At 66.3% G+C, this 19,895-nt stretch carries 13 protein-coding genes; 8 read left to right on the top strand and 5 right to left on the bottom strand.

Features of this window, described 5'->3' with window-relative positions:
* Positions 1-236 precede the first annotated feature (236 nt).
* Both BN2476_RS18930 and BN2476_RS18925 read right to left on the bottom strand, forming a co-directional pair.
* A complete protein-coding gene (locus tag BN2476_RS18930) occupies positions 237-2,390 on the bottom strand; it encodes a response regulator (RefSeq protein ID WP_087735707.1) in 2,154 nt (717 codons plus the stop codon).
* Positions 2,391-2,403: 13 nt separating this feature from the next.
* Complete coding sequence (locus tag BN2476_RS18925) at positions 2,404-3,012, bottom strand: response regulator transcription factor (protein ID WP_087735690.1); 609 nt, start codon at positions 3,010-3,012, stop codon at positions 2,404-2,406.
* A gap of 163 nt (positions 3,013-3,175) precedes the next feature.
* Here BN2476_RS18925 and BN2476_RS18920 point away from each other — a divergent pair, with 163 nt between their 5' ends.
* Positions 3,176-3,805, top strand: coding sequence for a response regulator transcription factor (locus BN2476_RS18920; protein ID WP_235850880.1), 630 nt, complete (start codon positions 3,176-3,178; stop codon positions 3,803-3,805).
* 30 nt (positions 3,806-3,835) lie between these two features.
* On the top strand, positions 3,836-4,144 hold the full coding sequence (locus tag BN2476_RS18915; protein ID WP_087735689.1) for an Hpt domain-containing protein: 309 nt from the start codon (positions 3,836-3,838) through the stop codon (positions 4,142-4,144).
* A 58-nt stretch (positions 4,145-4,202) separates the two neighbouring features.
* Here BN2476_RS18915 and BN2476_RS18910 read toward each other — a convergent pair whose 3' ends face one another.
* From BN2476_RS18910 to BN2476_RS18900, 3 genes are all read right to left on the bottom strand, one after another.
* Positions 4,203-5,315: an OmpA family protein gene (locus tag BN2476_RS18910; RefSeq protein WP_087735705.1), complete on the bottom strand. Its 1,113-nt coding sequence runs from the start codon at positions 5,313-5,315 to the stop codon at positions 4,203-4,205.
* Between the two features lie 62 nt (positions 5,316-5,377).
* Complete coding sequence (locus BN2476_RS49350; RefSeq protein WP_087735688.1) at positions 5,378-14,746, bottom strand: ESPR-type extended signal peptide-containing protein; 9,369 nt, start codon at positions 14,744-14,746, stop codon at positions 5,378-5,380.
* 120 nt (positions 14,747-14,866) lie between these two features.
* On the bottom strand, positions 14,867-15,166 hold the full coding sequence (locus tag BN2476_RS18900; RefSeq protein WP_143810989.1) for a hypothetical protein: 300 nt from the start codon (positions 15,164-15,166) through the stop codon (positions 14,867-14,869).
* Between the two features lie 15 nt (positions 15,167-15,181).
* Here BN2476_RS18900 and BN2476_RS18895 point away from each other — a divergent pair, with 15 nt between their 5' ends.
* The 6 genes from BN2476_RS18895 to cpaB are packed head-to-tail and all read left to right on the top strand — an operon-like array spanning position 15,182 to position 19,878.
* Entirely contained in the window at positions 15,182-15,472 is a 291-nt protein-coding gene (locus BN2476_RS18895) for a Flp family type IVb pilin (protein ID WP_087735686.1), read from the top strand.
* 21 nt (positions 15,473-15,493) lie between these two features.
* Positions 15,494-17,014 (top strand): pilus assembly protein TadG-related protein, encoded by a 1,521-nt coding sequence (locus BN2476_RS18890; protein ID WP_087735704.1) that lies wholly within the window; start codon positions 15,494-15,496, stop codon positions 17,012-17,014.
* A complete protein-coding gene (locus BN2476_RS18885) occupies positions 17,011-17,937 on the top strand; it encodes a hypothetical protein (RefSeq protein WP_235850879.1) in 927 nt (308 codons plus the stop codon). The genes BN2476_RS18890 and BN2476_RS18885 overlap by 4 nt, the downstream gene beginning before the upstream one ends.
* Positions 17,934-18,644, top strand: coding sequence for a hypothetical protein (locus tag BN2476_RS18880; protein WP_087735685.1), 711 nt, complete (start codon positions 17,934-17,936; stop codon positions 18,642-18,644). Before BN2476_RS18885 ends, BN2476_RS18880 begins: the two co-directional genes overlap by 4 nt.
* A complete protein-coding gene (locus BN2476_RS18875) occupies positions 18,625-18,822 on the top strand; it encodes a hypothetical protein (protein ID WP_087735684.1) in 198 nt (65 codons plus the stop codon). Before BN2476_RS18880 ends, BN2476_RS18875 begins: the two co-directional genes overlap by 20 nt.
* 18 nt (positions 18,823-18,840) lie before the next feature.
* Entirely contained in the window at positions 18,841-19,878 is a 1,038-nt protein-coding gene (gene cpaB / locus BN2476_RS18870; protein WP_087735683.1) for a Flp pilus assembly protein CpaB, read from the top strand.
* The last annotated feature ends 17 nt before the right edge of the window (positions 19,879-19,895 follow it).

Genomic DNA, 19,895 nt, shown 5'->3' with positions numbered 1-19,895 from the left:
CCCCAACTGCCTATGGGACAAGGACAAACTCGTCCCTCTGCTACTGGAACTTCGGATTAGCGCGGCTGAGCAGCTTTCCCCGAGGTTGCACGAACCAGTTGCGCTAACCGCACACGGTTCTCTGATCGTCTCCACCGTGATTCGCGGAATTTCAGGCCCGCATTCTGCGGGCCTTTTGTCATCTGTCGTCTTTGTCGTTTTGTCGCGAGCGTTGTGCTGCCCCCAGTGGCCGCTGCTCATGGCCTGAATGTCCAGCGCGCGAGGGAACAGTCGAGTTCGATCATCAGCGCTCTCATTTGAGCGACGAGCCCATCGAGCAATCCGCCATCGACAGGCTGCTTCGCGGCGCTCGCCCGCTGCAACGCGTTCATCATGCTTCGGCTGCCGACAATGCCGACCGCCCCGGCGAGCTTGTGCAACGCGCTACGGATGCCTTGCGCTTCGCCCGACGCGCGGCATCGTTCGAGTCGGGCCAGATCGTCGTCCATCGACTTGCGCCAGTCGCGCAGCAAGCTGTCGACATCGACGCCCTGTTCGGCGAGCGAATCGAGCGCGGTGAAGTCATACGCTTCGAGGCGCCGCGCCGGCGGTGCCGCGCGATCTTGCGCGCTCCCTGGAAGCAGGCGCTTGAGGCAGGCGTCGATCGTGCTCAGGCTGGCCGTCTTGACAAGAATCGCGGCGAACATCGCCCGGTCGCTGCCGTTTGTCGCTTTCATGTCGGGATTCGCGGACAACAAGATGATTGGCAGCGGCTCGCGGCAAATGCTGAACATCGCGCGGACGTGGCGCGCGAGCTCGACGCCGTCCATGCCGGGCATCTGCAGATCGGTGATCAACAGATCGATGCGCTCGCGGCTTAGCACATCGAGTGCCTCCTCACCCGAACAGGCCGCGATGCAGCGATAGCCGAGCACGTCGAGTTGACGCGCGAGCACTTTGCGGTTCACTTCGTTGTCGTCGGTGACGAGGATGGTTGCCCGTCCGGAAGAAGGGCGGACTTGCGCGCGCAACGGTACGGCGCGGGCGGGCGGTGTTTCGTCGCGCGTGTCGCAGACTCGCCTGAGCGCCGTCCACGACAACGGGCTGAGCGACAGTTCGACGCCGCCGTCTGTCTCCCGGATGCCGCCCGGCAGCACATCGCGCGTCATCACGATCGTGCGCTTCGCGCCATGAGGCGACGGCGGCCGCGACGCGCCGGCAAAGTGATAGTCGATGCGCACGGGAGGCTTCGCGTCGGAAGGCAGCGCCGTGACGCCCAGCTTCTTCAGCAGCTCGCACAGCGCCTGCCGGTCTTCGTAAGTCTCGAGGTCGACGGTGGCCCAGCGGCGCTCGTGCTCCAGCACGGGCCAGTCGTGGCGCTCGATCGTGAACGGCGCATGGATCGCGACACACACGCCGACGCTGCGGCCCTGCAAAACGGTGATGTCGCCGCCCATTCTTCGCGCGATCTCGCGGCATAGCGCGAGATCGGGATGCTCGCGGAAGTCCGCCGATTCGGCCACCGCCGGATGTGCGCCGGATCGGCCGTTGCGCGCGTCGCGCGCCGTGGACATTGCCGGCAAGGCGCCCGCCGGGCCGTTGATGCCGATCACGATGCGTTGCGCACCCGCATTCAGCGATTCGGCGCGCGCGGCGACCGTGAGCGTGCCTGCGTCGGCTTCTTCGATCGCGTAGGCGAGCAGGCCGAACAGGATCTGCCCAAGACGCGTCCCGTCGGCCAGCACGCACGCCGCGACGGAGCGGTCGATGCACATTTGCATCCGTATCCGCCTGGCAGCCGCGACGGGCGCGAGGAGCAGCGCGGCCGCGTCGAACAGTTCGCGCAGATCGACGGTGTCTTCATCGAGGACGATATTGCGCTCGTACGGCGGGAGCAAGTCGAGCGCATCGTGAGCGACCTGTGCGAGCGTCCGCGCCGCGCAACGATAGATATGCGATGCGTTGATCGCCCGGCGCGCGGCGAACGGTTCGCCGGCTATGTCGGAGAGAGTCGAGGCGTCGTACAACACCCGTATGGGCGGCACGATCGCGCGCCGCATGCGCGCCAATGTCCGGGCGTGTTCGGCGAGCGCCGCAGCGCGGGCTGCCTGCCCGGCTTCGTCGGCTGCGCGGGCGATTTCGGCCTCGAGCGCTTCGTTGTCTTGCCGCGCGACGCGCAGCGAAGCGCTGAGCTTTTCGTTGGCCAGCGAGAGCGTGCGGTGCACCTCGCCTTTCCTGGCGATGACGTGCAGCGCACGCGCCAGCAGTAGCACTGCAGCCGCCGACGCGCCCGCGAGCGGCCCGCAGTACGCCGCGAGCGATCCAAACAGCGCCAGCGCGCACGCGAGCGACGAACTGCCGACCGTGCGCACGGAGAACGAGAGAGCGTCTGTCGCGCGGCGGAGTGTCATGCTCGCAACCGCGTCAGTCAATCAGCTTGTGCAGCGACGCGAACTCGATCAGCGCAGCCAGCGACGACAGCCCCAGCTTTTCGCACAGACGCGTCTTGTATGTGCTCACCGTCTTGTCGCTGAGAAACAGCCGGCTCGCGATCTCCTTGTTGCTCACGCCGCGCGCAAGATACTGCAGCACTTCCATCTCGCGCGGCGACAGCACTTCGAGGCCGCTGTTCCGGCTCGCATGCTGCGCGTGCGCCGGGAAACAGTCGAAGCCGAGCAGCACGGTGCGCGCGGCCGTCAGCATTTCCGCCATTTCGCGGCCTTTGCTGATGTAGCCGTTCGCGCCCGCCTGTTGCGTGTGACCGGCCATCACGTGATCCGGCTTGGCGGACAGCACCAGGATCCGCATCTTGTCGTCCTGGGCGCGAATCCGGCGAATCATGGACAACCCGTCGAGACTCGGCAGATCGAGATCGAGTACGACGAGATCCGGGTTCATCGATAGGACCATTCTCAACCCTTCTTCGCCATCGCCGGACTCTCCGACGATCTGCATTTCCGGATCTGAACGGAACACGCTTGCAATTGCGCCACGAATCATCGGATGGTCGTCTACGATGACGATTCTTTTCATTTCTGGTCCATTTTTTGCCATCGCGAACCGAAAACATGCTGTCTTCGACGGAATCACTGCAGGGAAATAATGTACGATTCTAGCAAAGCGATAAACTAGGGATTACTGATTAAGCGTAGAGAAGACTCAGTATCTCCAGTAGGACAGATCCGACATTCTTACCTTGAATCCAATCGAATTCCGTCAGAAGCAGAAGCGTATTCGGACGCTGATTGTCGACGATCATCCGGCGATGCGGCGCGCACTACGGCATGTGCTCGATGAAGCCGGCGACTTCGACGCAGTTGCGGAAGCCGGCACGATGGCCGAAGCGCTGGCTGTCGCCGCAGCAGTGGCACCCGCGCTCGCCGTCGTCGATCTGCGCTTGCCCGACGGCGAAGGTTTCGACCTGATCGTCCGCTTGCGCGAAGCCCGCCCTGATATGCGCATCCTCGTCTTTTCGTCCGTCGACGAGCGTCTCAATGCGGCGCACGTCCGCAAGGTCGGCGCGCATGGGTTCGTGAGCAAGCTGCGCGATCCTGAAGAACTGCTCGCCAGCATGCGGCTGGTGATGATGGGCTATACCTGCTTTGCATCGGAGGTGGCCGAGTCGATGGGCGTCGCACTGTCGCGGCGAGAAACCTCTGTATTGCATCGTCTGGTACGCGGTCAGAGCAACGTCGAAATCGCGGAGTCGCTCAATCTCAGTCCTAAGACGGTGAGCACATATAAGGCGCGTCTGATGCAAAAACTCGAATTGCACACCGTCGTCGATCTCGTCGAATACGCCAAGGCAAATGGACTCACGGCGTAGCGCACGTCGCCTTTGCTCCAAGTCCATGCGATGACGCGCCGTTGGTCCGACATCTTCGACGAGGGCCCCGCCGATCTGTTCGCGATCCTGAGAGCCAGCGTGCGCGCCGATGTGCGCGATGCCGCCGATGCGCTACGTCGGAGCGATGCGTCACGCATCAGCTATGTCGCGCACCGCTTGAACGGATCGGCGCGGCTCGCGGACGACAAACAGGCGGTCGCGCTTTGCGTATCTCTGGAAGCGGCCGCGCAGTCGGGCGATATGAAGCATGCCAAACTGCTGCTCGACGAGATCGAGCGTGTATTCGATGAAGCGCTGCACACGCGCGGTTCGTCGTAAGCGAACCGCGCGTGCGCGTCGCGCATGACGGGCGCGGCCCGTGCTGGCCGCATTGCGCCTATCGCGGCGGCTCGACGCGTTCGACGGGTGTGGCCGATGTCACCGGCTTTTCAGGCGTCGCATTGCCACGCGTGAAGCCCAGTTCGACACGGCGATTGGGCGCAAGACACCGAATCAACGCCTGCCGGTTGCGTTCGTCGCATTGAACGAGCGGATTCGCGCTCGCCAAGCCTTGCGCGCTGATCGGCACGCCGATGCCGCCAGCCGCGAGATAGCGCTTCACCGTTTCCGCGCGCATCGCCGACAAGCGCCTGTTGCGGGCGGCGTTGCCGAGCCGGTCCGTATAGCCGTCGACGCGAATCGCCGTCACGTCGCCTGCCCGCTTCACATCGCCTATTACCCGGTCGAGCTTCGTCTTTCCTTCGGGCAACAGGCCCCCGAGATCGGCGCGATCGAATTCGAAGGTCGCGTCGCCTTGCAGCGTGATCTTCGCCGCGGGCGGGGCGGACTGCGCCTCGGGTGGCGGCGTGCACGACGCGAGCGCGGCGTCGATCTGCGGCAGATCCTTCGTGACCTTGTCCACGCGCTGCCCGCTGGCCGTGAAGTTTCTCGTCCACGCGAAATGGCCCGCGTGGATCATCTCCACTTCGGCGCACGCGGTCAGGCGCTGCGCCTGCTGACATTCGGGAAACGTTGGCGAGCTTTTGGCCGTCAAAATCTGTTTCCACACGTCGGGAAGCAGCACGGCCGACGTGCGCAGCTCGGGATTGCTGGCGTCGAGGCCGCCGCCCGTCTCGAGTCCCGACGCGAGACGGCTCGCTTCGCGCAGCGCTTCCTCGACAAAACCCCAGTGGTCGCCGCGCGAGCGTTCGTCGCGCGCCGCGTCGAGCCAGCATTGCGCCTTGTAGCCGAAATAGTTGTCCTTGTGCGCTCCGAGTGCGTCGAGGCGCTTCTGGATCGAATCGAGCGCGCCCGCGTTGTCGGCGGTGCGATACGTGTCGAGCCATGCTGGCGTCGCCGCGCCTGCCGCGTCGTCCTGCGTCGCGCCGACTCCGCGCTGAAGGACAGTCGTGTTCTGCACCTGCAGCGCGTCGCGCGAGGCCGTCGACGCGCAGCCGGCGGCGAGCGCCGACAACGCGACGCACGCCCCCGTCATCAATGAATGCTTCATGTGTGTTTCCATCAGGAAGGGGCTGCACGGCGAGCGCCGCGCAGCCCGGTCAGATCAGCGGATCAGTTGCCGAACACGATGCCGACGCCCGCGCGGACAATCGTGCTGTTGCCGCCCGCGCTCGATACGCCGAGGTTGTAGTTCACCGTGCCCTTCTCGTTCCAGCGCGACACGCCGACGCCGAGCGCCGCCGTGCCGCGATAGCCGGCCACGCCCGCATTGAGCGTCGTGCGGCCGGGCAGATACGGCGTGACGATGTTCAGCGCCGACGCGGCCGCGATGCCACGGCGGTTGTCGCGGTCCATGTCATGCAGGCTCTTGTAGACGCCGTTGATCGCGCCGTTCATCTGGCCGACGTTGACGGCATCCGTCGCCGCTGTTCCGGCCGCGACGTTGGTGATCTGCCGCTCGGCGCCCGCCGCGCCCACCGACACGCTGTTGTCGCGATCGGCCACCGCATTCGCGCCGAGCGCCACCGCATTCGTCGCGGGCGCCGTCGCCGCCACGCCGAGCGCGACCGACTGGTCGCCTGCCGTGGCCGTGCGCGCGCCGATGGCGATCGCGCCGTTGCCCGACGCGTTCGACCCGTTGCCGATCGCGATCGCGTCGCCGCCCGTCGCCGTGCCCACGGGCAGATCCCTGGCCACGGGCGCGGCAACGGGAGAAGGCGTCGGCGAAGGAGGCAGCGCGACGTTCGTGATCTGCGTCGACACATAGCTCTCCATCTGCCGCAGGTTCACGGCATCGAGCGCATCGACGCCATCCCCGACGTTCTTCAGCCGCGTGGGCGCGCCACCCGCGTTGAACGTGACGCTCGCTCTCGACGCGCTGTCGTACGCGACGAGCGCGTTGGTCACGACGCCCGTCGACGGATCGACGGCGATGCCAGCCGCCTTCAGCTGCTTCAGGTTCACGGCGTCGCTATCGGCTTTCGCATCGGCGACATTGGCGAGCGTGACGGGCGTCGTGGCGCCCGTGCCGCCGAGCGTGACCTTGTTGCGCGCGGGCGAGTCGTACACGACGCCATTCGGATTGCCGCCCGTGCCGAGCGCGGAATCGACTGCGGAGAGCGCCGTGCCGACGCTGTTATAGGTCGAGCCGCCGATCGTGTACGCGGGCGCCTTCAGCTTGCCGTCCGCGCCGACCGTTGCACCGCTGCCCAGCGCACTGGCGACGGTGCTCGCGGTGTTGTAGAGCTGCGCGCCGTTCACGGCTTGCGTGCTGCCCGCCGTCAGCATGCCGGGCGCGACGTTGGCGAGCGTGACGGGCGTGGTCGCGGACGTGCCGCCGAGTGTCACGCGGTCATGCGCGGCCGTGTCGTACGCGACTGCATTGGCCGCTGCGCCGCCGCCCGATGCCGCGGCCGCCGCGAGCGCCGCGCCGACGTCGTTGTACGTCTGTCCGCCGATCGTGTAGGCGGGCTTTGTCACCGAGCCGCTGGCGTCCACGCCCGCGCCGCCGCCGAGGGCCGACGTCACGCCCTTCAGCTGCGACACGTTGACGGCGTCCGTGCCCGACGTGCCCGCCGCGACGTTGACGATCTGCCGCTGCAACGAGTCGCTGCCGACGGAGATAGTATTCGCGCGGCTCGCAACCGAGTCCGCGCCGAGCGCGACGGAGTTGGTCGCGGCTCTCTGCGTCAGCGAGTTCGCGCCGAATGCGATCGAACCATCGCCATTCGCAACCGACATCGCCCCGAAGCCCATTGCGCCAGCGCCTTCGGCGTCGGACATGTAGCCGAGCGACACCCCGTTGGTCGCGTTGAAGCCGGTCGAGGCGCCCGTGCCGATCACAGTCGAAGCCGTGCCGAGCGCGGCCGAGCCCTGGCCAACGGCCGTTGCTTTCTCGCGTCCCGCCGCCGCTCCCGAGCCGACGGCCGTCGAACTGGCGCCGCCCGCCGTCGACATTGCGCCCGCTGCCACGGTGCTGGCTCCCATCGCGCTGGCGCCCGGACCGATCGCCATTGCGTTGACATCCGTGGAGGTCTGCGTGGGGCTGCCCGCTGCGACATTTGGGCTGATCGCGATGTAATCGAGCGGATTCGTCGCGCCGAGCAACGACGAGTGAGGAGCGGCGATGTGGACTTGCGTCAGCTCGTCGTGCAGTTGGGTGAGCTGGTGAAGCGTGGCGACGTCGGTCGGAGCGACGCCGTCCGCGACGTTCGTGATGCGCCGCTGGTTGATGTTGTTGCCCACCGAAATGACGTTCTCTTCGTAAGTGACCGAACCTTCACCGATTGCCGTCGAGCCGGCGAAGCGTGCCAGCGCATTGTGGCCGAGTGAGACGGCGCCGTCGCCGAGCGCGCGTGCGCCGGGTCCGATCGACATCGCGTAATTGCCGTTGCTGGCCGCACCCGCTCCGAGCGCCACGGCGACCGTGCCGGCTGCGACCGGAAGCGCAGGGTCGCTGCCCAGGGGCGGGACGACGACGAAGTATTGGCTCTTCGTGTCCAAGTCAGTGACGGACGTGTTGATCGCCGAAAGAGCATGGCCCACATCGCTATACGACTGGCTGCCGATCACATACGTCGGCGCGCCGATCTTGCCGTCGCTGCCGACGGCTGCGCCGCCGCCCAGAGCCGCCGCCGTCGTGCTCGCGACGTTGAAAAGCTGCGAGCCGTTGATCGCGTCGCGGCTGCCCGATGCGATCGCACCCGGCGCGACGTTCTTCAGCGCGACGGGCGAAGCGGCCGATGCGCCGCCCAGTGTCACGCTGTTGCGGGCCGCCGGGTCGTCGTACAGCACGGCGGACGCGAGCACGCCCGAAGACGATGCATCGACAGCCGACTTGAGCTGGCTCACGTTGACGGCGTCCGTCGCAGCAGCGCCCGCGGCAACGTTGGTCACGCGGCGCTCGTTGCCCGACGATCCGACGGACACTTCGCCGACGGGCGTCGTGCCTGCCAATGCCGTCGTTCCCGGCTGATACGCGGGCGCGGCGAGGTTCGCGGCCGTCGATGCGTTCGCGCCGAGCGCCACCGAATTGGCCGCGCTGGCCTGCGCGTTGTCGCCGATCGCGATCGCATGTGCGCTCGATGCCTGCGCATTGCCGCCGATCGCGATCGACTCGTCGCCGCTTGCGAGCGCGTCGTCGAGTGCCGAGTTCGCGTGGAAGTACTTGATGCCGCCGCCCTGCATGATGTTGTTGACCGTGGTCGACACGTTCGTCACCGACGCGCCGATGCTCGCGACGTTCTGGTTCGTCTGGTAGAGCTGCGAGCCGTTGACGGCGTCGGTGCTGTTGGCGTTCAGCGCGCCCGCAGCGACGTTGGTGATCTTCGTGCCGCTGGCGCCCTTGAGCGTGACGGTGGCTTTCTGCGCATCGTCGTAGGCGACGAAGGCGCTCGTCACGTTGCCGTTCGCGTCGAACGATGCGCCGAGGTCTTTCAGCTGCTTGAGGTTCACGGCATCGTTGTTCGCGCTGCCCGCCGCAACGTTCGACAGTTTCACAGGCGAGGCCGCGCCCACGCCGCCTAACGTGACCTTGTTCTTCGCGGCGCTGTCATAGGCGACGAAGGCGCTCGTCACACCGCCGCCCGTATCGAACGATGCGCCGAGATCCTTCAACTGCTTGAGATTCACGGCATCGGTGTTCTGCGTGCCCGCTGCGACGTTGACGATCTGCCGTTCCGCGCCGCCCGCGCCGACCGACACCGTGTTCGCACGGTCCGCGAGCGAGCCCGAGCCGAGCGCCACCGAATTGTCGCCCGTCGTGCGCGTGTTGCTGCCGAGCGCGACCGAGCCCGCCGTCGTGGCCTGCGCATTGCCGCCGATCGCCACCGAGTTCGCGCCGCCCGCCTGCGAATCGGCAAGCGCCGAGTTCGCATGGAAGTACTTCAGCCCGTTGCCGTCGTTCATGTTGTTGAGCGTGTCGCCGATGTTGCCGACGGTGCCCGACAGGTTCGCGAGATCGCCCGAGACCTTCGACACATTCTGGTTCGTCTGATAAAGCTGTGAACCGTTGACGGCGTCGGTGCTGTTGGCGTTCAGCGCGCCGGCAGCGAGGTTCGTGATCTTCGTGCCGCTTGCGCCCTTGAGCGTGACGGTGCCTTTTTGCGCATCGTCATAGGCGACGAAGGCGCTCGTCACGTTGCCGTTCGTATCGAACGATGCGCCGAGGTCTTTCAGCTGCTTGAGGTTGACGGCATCGTTGTTCGCGCTGCCCGCCGCAACGTTCGACAGTTTCACCGGCGAGGCCGCGCCTACGCCACCGAGCGTGACCTTGTTCTTCGCAGCGCTGTCATACGCGACGAAGGCGCTCGTCACACCGCCGCCCGTATCGAACGATGCGCCGAGATCCTTCAACTGCTTCAGGTTCACGGCATCGGTGTTCTGCGTGCCCGCTGCGACGTTTACGATCTGCCGTTCCGCGCCGCCCGCGCCGACCGACACCGTATTCGCACGGTCCGCGAGCGAGCCCGAGCCGAGCGCCACCGAATTGTCGCCCGTCGTGCGCGCGTTGCTGCCGAGCGCGACCGAGCCCGCAGTCGAGGCCTGCGCATTGCCGCCGATCGCCACCGAATTCACGCCGCCCGCCTGCGAATCGGCAAGCGCCGAGTTAGCGTGGAAATACTTCAGCCCGTTGCCGTCGTTCATATTGTTGAGCGTGTCGCTCATGTTGCCGACGGTGCCCGACAGGTTCGCGACATCCTGGTTCGTCTGATACAACTGGGAGCCGTTGACGGCGTCGGTGCTGTTGGCGTTCAGCGCGCCCGCAGCGACGTTGGTGATCTTCGTGCCGCTGGCGCCCTTGAGCGTGACGGTGCCCTTCTGCGCGTCGTCATACGCGACGAAGGCGCTCGATACGTTGCCGCTGGGGTCGAACGATGCGCCGAGGTCCTTCAACTGCCTGAGGTTGACGGCATCGCTGTCGACCTGGCCGGCCGCAACGTTCGACAGCTTCACAGGCGCCGCCGCACCCGTTCCGCCGAGCGTCACCTTGTTATGCGCGCTGCTGTCGTACCTGACGACATCGGCGGTATTGCCGCCGCCGTTATGCGACGCCGCATCGATGGCCGCACCGACATCGTTGTACGTCGTTCCGCCAATCACATACGATGGCTTTATGACCGAACCGTCAGCAGCGACGCCCGCGCCGCCGCCAAACGCGCTGGTAGCGTCCTTCAGTTGCGACACATTGACGGCATCGGTGTTCTGCGCGCCCGCCGCGACGTTGACGATCTGCCGCTCCAGGCCGTTCGCGCCGACCGACACGGTATTCATGCGGTCCGCCACCGATCGGCTGCCGAGCGCGATCGCGTTCGCCGCGCTCGCTTGCGCGTTTGCGCCGATCGCTATTGCATGTGCGCTCGATGCCTGCGCATTGCCGCCGATTGCGATCGACTCGTCGCCGCTCGCGAGCGCGTCGTCGAGTGCCGAGTTCGCGTGGAAGTACTTGATGCCGCCGCCCTGCATGATGTTGTTGACCGTGGTCGACACGTTCGTCACCGACGCGCCGATGCTCGCGACGTTCTGGTTCGTCTGGTAGAGCTGCGAGCCGTTGACGGCGTCGGTGCTGTTGGCGTTCAGCGCGCCCGCAGCGACGTTGGTGATCTTCGTGCCGCTGGCGCCCTTGAGCGTGACGGTGCCTTTTTGCGCATCGTCGTAGGCGACGAAGGCGCTCGTCACGTTGCCGTTCGCGTCGAACGATGCACCGAGGTCTTTCAGCTGCTTGAGGTTCACGGCATCGTTGTTCGCGCTCCCTGCCGCGACATTCGACAGCTTCACCGGCGAGGCCGCGCCCACGCCGCCGAGCGTGACCTTGTTCTTCGCGGCGCTGTCATACGCGACGAAGGCGCTCGTCACACCGCCGCCCGTATCGAACGATGCGCCGAGATCCTTCAGTTGCTTCAGGTTCACGGCATCGGTGTTCTGCGTGCCCGCAGCGACATTGACGATCTGCCGTTCCGCGCCACCCGCGCCGACTGACACCGTATTCGCACGGTCCGCGAGCGAGCCCGAGCCGAGCGCAACGGCATCGGTGGCTGTGGTGCGCGCGTTGCTGCCGATCGCAACCGAGCCCGCAGTCGAGGCCTGCGCATTGCCGCCGATCGCCACCGAGTTCGCGCCGCCCGCCTGCGAATCGGCAAGCGACGAGTTCGCGTGGAAGTACGTGATGCCGCCGCCCGTGACGATGTTGTTGACGACGTTCGTCACGTTGCTGACGTTCGCGGCGACGTTCGACACGTTCTGGTTCGTCTGATACAGCTGCGAACCGTTGACGGCTTCCATGCTTGACGCGCTCAGGCTGCCTGCCGCGACGTTCCTGATCTTCGTGCCGCCCGTGCCCTTGAGTGAGACGCTGCCGTTCGTGGCGTCGTCGTAAGCGATGAAGCCGCTCGTCACATTGCCGCTGCCGTCGATGTTCGCGCCGAGATCCTTCAGTTGCTTCAAGTTCACCGCGTCGGTGTTCGCGGTGCCCGCCGCGACGTTCGTCAGCTTCACGGCCGCCGCTGCACCCGTTCCGCCGAGCGTCACCTTGTTGTGCGCGGCGGTGTCGTATCTGACGGCATCGGAGGCCGGGCCCGCGGCGGCGGCGATGGCCGAGCCGACATCGCCATACGTCGTGCCGCCGATCACATACGACGGCATCGCGACGGAGCCATTCGCCGCGACGCTCGCGCCGCCGCCCAACGCGTTCGCCACGCCCTTCAGCTGCGACACGTTGACGGCATCCGTATTCGCCGTGCCCGCCGCGACGTTGACCACCTTGCGCTGCGTCGCGCCGTTGCCGACGGAGATCGTGTTCGAGCGGTCCGCGAGCGAGCCCGCGCCGAGCGCGATCGAACCGGATGCGCTTGCCGTTGCATTCGTGCCGAGCGCGACCGAATTGCTCGCGGCGTTGGTCACGAGCGCGTTGTAGCCGAGCGCCACGGAGCCCGCGCCGCCCGCGATCGAGAACGAGCCGAAGCCCATCGCGTTGACGCCTTCCGCGTCGGACATGTAGCCGATCGACACGCCGTTGTCCGCGTTGAAACCCGTCGATGCGCTCTGGCCGATCACAGTCGAATTGATCGACAGCGCGGCGGCGCGCGAGCCGACGGCCGTCGACCCCGCGCGCGCGGCGCCCGAACCCGCGCCGACAGAAACGGCATTCGCGCCCGACGCGTTCGCCGACGGTCCGATCGCCATCGCGTTCAGATCGCTCGATACCTGGGTCGGCGCGCCCGTCATCACGTTCGGACTGACCTTGATGAAGTCGAGCGCCGATGTGTCGGTGAGCGCCATCGAGCGCACGGTGGTCGACGCTTTCGTGAGCTGCTGCTGCAGATTGTTCAACTGACGCACGTTGACCGCGTCCGTCGCATTGATGCCGTCCGCGAGATTGGTCACGCGCTTTTCGCCGCCCTTGCGGCCCACCGACACGGTGTCGGACTCATACACCTGAGAGTTCGAGCCGATCGCCACCGAGTCGTCGTATTGCGCGCGCGCCCCCGTGCCGATTGCCACCGAGCGGTCGCCCGATGCATACGCCGCGCCGCCGATGGCCGTCGTCTCGACGCCGTTCGAGAGCGCTTGCGTCGCCGTCGACGAGACCTTCACGTACTTCGCCGTGACCTGCACGTCCTGTCCGACCGAGCCGATTGCGTTGATCGCGCTGCCCATGTCGTTGTACGTGACGCCCGAGACGACGTAGGTCGGCGCGCCGAGCGTGCCGTCCGTCTTGACCGTCGAGCCGGCGCCGATTGCCTTGGCCACGCTGTTCGCCGTCGCGTACATCTGCTTGCCGTTGACGGCGTCGCTGCTGTTCGCGTTGATCGCGCCGCTCGCGAGGTTCGTCAGCGCGACGGGCGCATGCGTGAGCGTGCCGCCGAGCGTCACGATGTCGTGCGACGACGTGTCGTAGTTCACGCTGTCGGCCGAACTGCCGCCGCCATGTGCCGCGAGCGCACCGATGGCTTCTCCGACGTTGTGATAGGTCTGTCCAGCGATCGTGTAGTTCGGCGGCGCGATCGAGCCGTCCGTCGTGTTCGCGCTGGCGTTGCCGCCGAGCGCTGCCGCCGTGCTCTGCGCGAGCGCGCTCATGCCGCTGCCGATGTCCTGAAACCCTTGCTGCGTCGATTGCGCAAGCTGGAACATCTGCGAGCCGTTGACGGCATCCGTGCTGTTTTGCGTGATCGCAGCGGCGGCCACGTTCATCAGCTGCACGGGGTGTGATGCGCCCACGCCGCCGAGCGTCAACGCCGTATGCGCCGACGAGTCATACGCGACGAGATCCGGCAGGCCGCCTCCTGCGAGCGCGTTCTGCACCGTGGTGTTCAACTGCGCGACGTTGACGGCGTCGGTGTTGGCCGTGCCGGCCGCGAGATGCGTGATCTGGCGGTTGGTGAGGTCGTTGCCCACCGATACCGTATTCGCGCGATCGGCGATCGAGTTCGAGCCGAGCGCGACGGAGCCCGATGCGAGCGCCGTTGCATTGCCGCCGATCGCGACCGTCTCCGCGCCGGCCGCCGATGCGTCGGCGAGCGCCGAGTGGGCATGGAAGAACCGCAGGTCTGGCGGAAGATTGCTGCCACCGTTTCCGCCGCCGCCATTGCCACCATCGCCGCCGCCTCCGTCGCCGATGCTCGCGATCGCGGCATTCAGCTGGTTCACGTTGACGGCGTCCGTGCCCGCCGACCCCGCCGCGACGTTGACGATCTGCCGTTCGGCGCCTTGCCGGCCCACCGACACCGTATTGCCGCGCGTCGCGAGCGAGCTTTCGCCGAGCGCGACCGAGCCGTTCGCGAGCGCGGACGCATGCGAGCCGAGCGCCGTCGAAGCCTGCGCGGACGCGAGCGCGTGGCCGCCGACGGCGACGGTGTAGATGTCGGCGGCTTGCGCGTTGCCGCCTAGCGCGACGGCGTGATACAGACCGTCGGCTTTCGCATCGATGCCGAGCGCGACGTTCGCCGCGCCCTGGGCCACGGCTTCGCCACCGATTGCAATCGGACCGTTGCCTGCCGTCGAGCCAGGCCAGCCATACGTCGAGCCGTCCTTGCTCACGCCGTTCGCCTTCGCAGCGCCGCCGATCGCGATGGCGTCGCCGCCGCCTCCGCTCGCGGACGCATCGGCGAGTTGCGAATCGACGTGAAAGTACTTCAGGTTGTTGCGGTCGTAGGTGTACGCGTAGGCATCCTGCGCATTGACGCCGTTGTACGTGATGTTGGTCGTGCTTCCGCCGCCGCCGCACCAGAACAGAAAGCAGAACCAGTCGCTGGTCGGCGCGGGTGTCGCGAGATTGGCGGCGCTCGAAGTCGGCTTGGGCGTGAGCCCGGGGTCGGCGGCCCAGGCCGCGCCAGACGCGCCGAACGTGAACGCCGACGCGATGGCCGCCGATGCGATGTTGAGTGCGCAGCGGCTCGACTTCTTGCCGTGCGCGCGAGTGTTTTCCGCCGCGGCGACGTAGGTGCCCGCGGCCTCGTTCCAGACTGACTTATAGGTTTTGTTCATGCCTCGCGTCTTCCCTTGAATGGACAATTGATTCGAACAGGACCGCAATGCCGGTTTAAAGGCGCAATAGCCGGTTCTGATTCGCCGGGAAAATCTATTCGCGAGCGATATTTCTAAATATCAGTTGAAAGGGCGGCGTGCGTAGGATTTTGCCCGGCCTTTGAAAGGGAAAAGGAAATGCTTTTCATGGGCGCGCTCTTGCGTGGCAAAAGCGACCGTGTATCGCGTCAAAACCATTGTGTGGTATGGATTCGACGCAAGATGGATCAGCCTGCCGATTGGGAAATCGGGCCATGGCGATGCGGAAATATCGCAATCCAGATGCAGCTCGCCGTTTTTATAATTCATCGCTGCCCGGTTAAACGGATTGAATTGCGTGGTAATGGCTTTTAAAGCCGATCGGGTATTTCCTTTAATCAATCTGGATTGGTGTTCATGAAAATCTCTCTTATGCGCCGCATTCGCAAACAGGCCGGTCAGGGCATGACGGAATACATCATCATCGTGGCGCTGATCGCGGTATCGGCGATTGCCGTTTATGCGTCGTTCGGCAAGACGATCCGCGAGCAGACGGCCGGCCTCACGCACGAAATGTCCGGTACGGACAGCACCACCGATATCAACGACGCCCGAGCGGCCGCCACGGACGGCAAGAGCCAGGCCGACAAGAACAAGGGCATGGGCGCGTACGGCAGCAACGGCAGCCTGTCGACGGGCAACCAGTAAGCGCGGATGCCGCTCGTCGTCATGGAACGCACCGCCCGCCAGTCCATGAGCGTGCACGCCGGTCAGGCGCTGGTGCCCGCGCTGCTGTTCCTGCTGATGGGCGGCATCGGTCTGTATGTCGCCTTCGGGTCGTTCCAGATGACGAGCGCAAAGATCAAGCTGCAAAACACGGCCGATGCCGCCGCCTACAGCGCGGCCGTGCTCCAGGCGCGCGACTACAACTTCTCCGCGTACACGAACCGCGCGATGGTCGCCAATCAGGTGAGCGCCGCGCAGGTGGTCGCGCTGAAGTCGTGGATCGACGAACTCGACAACACGTATATCGGCAACCCCGACACCGAGCAGCTCGTGACGACCTTCGCCGATCATCCGGCGCTGTGGCGCACGCCGAACGACCACGCGCGAATCGACATCGCGCCCGTGCGCGCAGCGCTCGATGCGCTGCTGCCTGTCGTCGCGAAGGGTGTGGGCGGCATCACGCGCGCGCTCAGCACTGCGCAGACGAACTATCACGCGGCGATGTTCGCCGCCGTCCCCGATGCAGCCGACGACGTCGCGCAACGCAATCAGCCCGACACGCATGTAACGGCCGGCTATTTCACGAGTCCGCGCAATGCAGCGCAACTGGCCGCGTGGCGGACGTACACGGCCATCGTCACGCCTGCGGGCAACCTCAATGCCGACCGTTTCGCCGACGTCGTCACCGACCCGGCGACGCTCGACGGCTTCGTCAAGCAGCGCGTGTCGTCGCGCAGCGTCGCGCCCGACTATCAGCAGATCGACGACACGAGTTCGCGCTGCGGCAACGGCGGACGCATCGCGATCCGCGTCGCGCATGTCGGCGGCACGCAGTTGCGCAGCGACAAGAAGGGCTGGCAATCGATCGACGCGAGCACCGCGCACATCACGATCACTTGCGTCGATACGTTTGACGCGATCGCGGGACACGGCGGCAGCGCGAACGGCGACGTACGCAGCTACATGACGCGACCGCCGTTCGTCGCGTGGAGCGACTGGAAGGGCTACGGCGGCTACATGAATTTCGGCGATCCCGCGAGCACGCAGCCGGGCGTGCACGTGCCCGACGCGATGGCCGAGCAGTTCACCCAGGGTCCGGGTGCTTCGCTCGATGCCGCGAACGGCGGATTGCTGCCGTATCAGGACATGGCGGGCGCGCCGCTTGCGAGCGAGGCGCCGCGCATCACAATCGAAGTGGAGCGCGCAGCCGGGACGCTTGAGAAGATAGCGGGGCTCGGCGGCGCGGGCCGCATGCGCGCCGACAACGGCAGCGCGGGCGGCACGATGCGCGCGCTGGCGAGCGCGCACGCGTACTTCGTGCGGCCGTCGGAAGCGCTGCTCACCGACAGACTCGCGGGCGCGCTGCTCGACGCGAACGCGTGGGCGCGCGCGGACGGCAACACAGAGTATCCGAGCACGTTCAGCCCGTACTGGCAGGCGTCGCTGGCTCCCGTCAGCGATGCCGAACGCGCCGCCGCGCAAGCCGCGCAGATCGCATCCGGTGTGGAAGTGGCGCAGCCATGATGAACAACGGCATCGAAACGAACGTCGTCGAAACGTACGGCGTCGAAACGAACGTCATCGAAACGAACGGCGTCGAACGACGCGCTCGTGCGCAATCCGGTCAGGCGCTGGTGGAATTCCTCGTCGCGGCGATGCTCGCGATGAGCGTGCTGCTGCTCGCGATCGTCATGCTCGGCAAGTTCAACGATGTCCGCAATCACACGCTGATGGGATCGCGCTACGCAGCGTGGGAGCGCACGGTGTGGATCGATGGAGGCGCGGAGGTTTCATCGACACGCGACTGGTATGCGCGTTTTGGCGGCGGCGCGTTGCAGTTGCAGAAGAGCGATCAGCAGATCCAGCATGAAGTGCTTGCACGCGTGGTGGCGGGCAACGGTGCGCCCATCGCGGGCACGGACCGCGACGCGCAAAGCCTCGCAGTCGCGCAACCGGCAATGTGGAAGGACCATGGCGGCGAGGCCTTGCTTCACAGCGCGAGCGATGTGGCCGTCAGCACGGGCGAGTCCGACATGCCGACGCAGCTCGACGCGTACACGTCGAACGGATTCGGCGCGATACCGATGGCAGGCGCGACGGCAAGCGGCGCACCGTTCGCTGCGACGCTCGACCTGCCGACGCGCACGCTGCAAACGGCGACGCTGCGCATCGCGACGGCTGCGCATAACGTCGCGCTGCAGCGTTTATGGCACGGCTTCGACGGCTTCGCGTTCGGCGACACGAACGCATTGCTCATGAACGCGTGGTTGCCGCAAGGCGCAGCGCATGCGCGCGCGCTGTTCACACAGGCCGTGCCGGCTGCCAACGCGCCGTTGATTACACCGTCGCTCTATCAGGGACTGCGCGAATACGCGCCTGAAATCGACACGCTCGAAATCGGCCGCATTCGCGACGAGATCGTGCCCGCTGACAGGCTTGCGCGATGAAAGTCCTCTTGATGTTCTCCATTGCATGTGCGGCGGCGCTGATGCCGTCGAGCGCGGCTGCCGGCGGCGAGGCCTGCAACCGGCAACCCGTTCACGCGGCGCGCGTGCAGATGATCGGCCGCGACATGTGGATCAACGGCGTGGCGGCCACTGTCTATGGCATGGAGTTCGGCGCGTCGTCCGATGACGTATCGAACGAATTCCGCGCGTTCTGGACGAGGGCGCATGTGCCCGCGATGGGGCGGCGCGATGCGTCGGGGCTGCTGCTCGCCGCGCTCGACGGCGCGTGCCACTACGTGCTCGTCATTCCGCGCGCCGTCGAAGGCGCGCGGACCAAAGGGTTGATGAGCGTGATGCGTCTGGATGTCGCCGACGTATCGCATCGCAACGGCGCTTCGCTCGCTCCGCTGCCGGATGGCGCGCGGCATGTATCCGATGTCGAAAGCCGCGATGGGTGGCAGACGGGGCGCACGTGGCTTCTCGAAATCGACGGCGACACCACGGACAACGCGCAACGCTACGCGCGCCAACTGGAGGACGCGGGCTGGCGCACAGTCGCGCGGGCGCCCGCGCTGACGCTCGACGGCTCACAGCGTACAGCGGGCGACGTGCTCGCGATGCAGCGTGGAAGCGACCGCATCGATGCCGTCTTTTCGAAACGCAACGGACATACGGAGGCCGTCATTCATGCGACGACGGACCATTGACGCCGTGCGCTCGCGCAGACGCGCACAGCACGGCCAGGCCGCCGTCGAGTATCTCGTCGTGACGGCTGTGATCGTGTTCGCGCTCGTCGCGGGCGGCGATGCGTCGATGGTCAGCCAACTTTCCGCGGCCTTCAGGTCGCTTTATCGCGCGTATGGCTTCGCGCTTTCTTTACCGTAACCAGTCGCTTCGAATCAGATGTTCAGAAAGATCAGGTTTCATTCGCTGCTGGGCAATGCGTGGGTTTTGCTGTTCGTTGCCGTGCTGATGGCGGCCGCGTTGACCGCGTTCGTTTATCGCTATCTCGGCGAGCGCGAAGCGCGCGTGCGCGCCGAAGCGACGGGCAAGCTCGCGCAGCGCGGCGTCGAAGTCGTCGTGCCGCGCCGCGATGTGCCTGCGGGCACGCCGTTGTCGAGCGACGATTTCGTGTCGCGTGAGATCGCCGCCGATCTCGTCTATGACGACATGGTGCGCGTCGATGCGTTCGATGCCTGGCGAAAGGCGAAGCTCGTGCGCGCGGTGCTGCGCGGGCGGCCGTTGCGCGTCAGCGATATCGATGCGCTGCGCGGGCGCGATTTCTCCGACATGCTGCCCGCCGGTCAGCGCGCGCTCACGCTGGAGATCGATGCGGTGAACTCGACGGCGTCGATGCTGCGGCCCGGCAATCGCGTCGATCTGTACTGGGTCGGCACGCAAGCCGATGCGTCGTCGAACGATGGCAAGACGGTGCGGCTGCTGCTGCCCGCCGTGCTGGTGCTCGCGACGGGCCAGAGCGTGAAGCCGCGCGATGCGGGCGACAGCGAGAGCACGGGCAACGCGTCGCGCTACGACACTGTGACGATGCAGGTTCCAGCCGCCGATGCCGCGCGCGTCGTGCTGGCGCAAAAGATGGGCGCGCTGCGTCTCATCCTCAGGAACGCCGACGACAGCAGCAGCGAAGCGCCCGCCGCGTTGACGGAGCGCGACGTGTTTCCCGCGGAGCGCATTGCGAAGCAGGCGTCCGTCGAACTGATCGCGGGCGGCGGCGCGGGCGCAGCCGCAGCGAGTGCGGTTCAGTTTGCGCCGATGTCGGACGGGACGAAGCCACACGAATCGAAAACGGTCGACGGCGTAAAACGGGTTGAGCAGGACGCAAGCGAGCCCATGTCCGCATCGTCGACGCTATACGAAAGCGCTGCCGCCATTGCGCAACAACTGCAACGGCACGACACGCGCCGCGCGGGCAACCAGAACTAGAAGAACTCATCCGACTC

Source organism: Paraburkholderia piptadeniae (assembly GCF_900007165.1).
GTDB lineage: Bacteria > Pseudomonadota > Gammaproteobacteria > Burkholderiales > Burkholderiaceae > Paraburkholderia > Paraburkholderia piptadeniae.
Note: the sequence above shows the minus strand (reverse complement) of the source record. Positions and strands in the feature narration are given on the sequence as shown.

Bases quoted from the DNA above. Each gene is read 5' to 3' on its own strand.
- BN2476_RS18930 (WP_087735707.1), bottom strand. From the start codon at position 2,390: ATGACACTCCGCCGCGCGACAGACGCTCTCTCGTTCTCCGTGCGCACG.
- BN2476_RS18925 (WP_087735690.1), bottom strand. From the start codon at position 3,012: ATGAAAAGAATCGTCATCGTAGACGACCATCCGATGATTCGTGGCGCA.
- BN2476_RS18915 (WP_087735689.1), top strand. From the start codon at position 3,836: ATGACGCGCCGTTGGTCCGACATCTTCGACGAGGGCCCCGCCGATCTG.
- BN2476_RS18910 (WP_087735705.1), bottom strand. From the start codon at position 5,315: ATGAAGCATTCATTGATGACGGGGGCGTGCGTCGCGTTGTCGGCGCTC.
- BN2476_RS49350 (WP_087735688.1), bottom strand. From the start codon at position 14,746: ATGAACAAAACCTATAAGTCAGTCTGGAACGAGGCCGCGGGCACCTAC.
- BN2476_RS18895 (WP_087735686.1), top strand. From the start codon at position 15,182: ATGAAAATCTCTCTTATGCGCCGCATTCGCAAACAGGCCGGTCAGGGC.
- BN2476_RS18890 (WP_087735704.1), top strand. From the start codon at position 15,494: ATGGAACGCACCGCCCGCCAGTCCATGAGCGTGCACGCCGGTCAGGCG.
- BN2476_RS18885 (WP_235850879.1), top strand. From the start codon at position 17,011: ATGATGAACAACGGCATCGAAACGAACGTCGTCGAAACGTACGGCGTC.
- BN2476_RS18880 (WP_087735685.1), top strand. From the start codon at position 17,934: ATGAAAGTCCTCTTGATGTTCTCCATTGCATGTGCGGCGGCGCTGATG.
- BN2476_RS18875 (WP_087735684.1), top strand. From the start codon at position 18,625: ATGCGACGACGGACCATTGACGCCGTGCGCTCGCGCAGACGCGCACAG.
- cpaB (WP_087735683.1), top strand. From the start codon at position 18,841: ATGTTCAGAAAGATCAGGTTTCATTCGCTGCTGGGCAATGCGTGGGTT.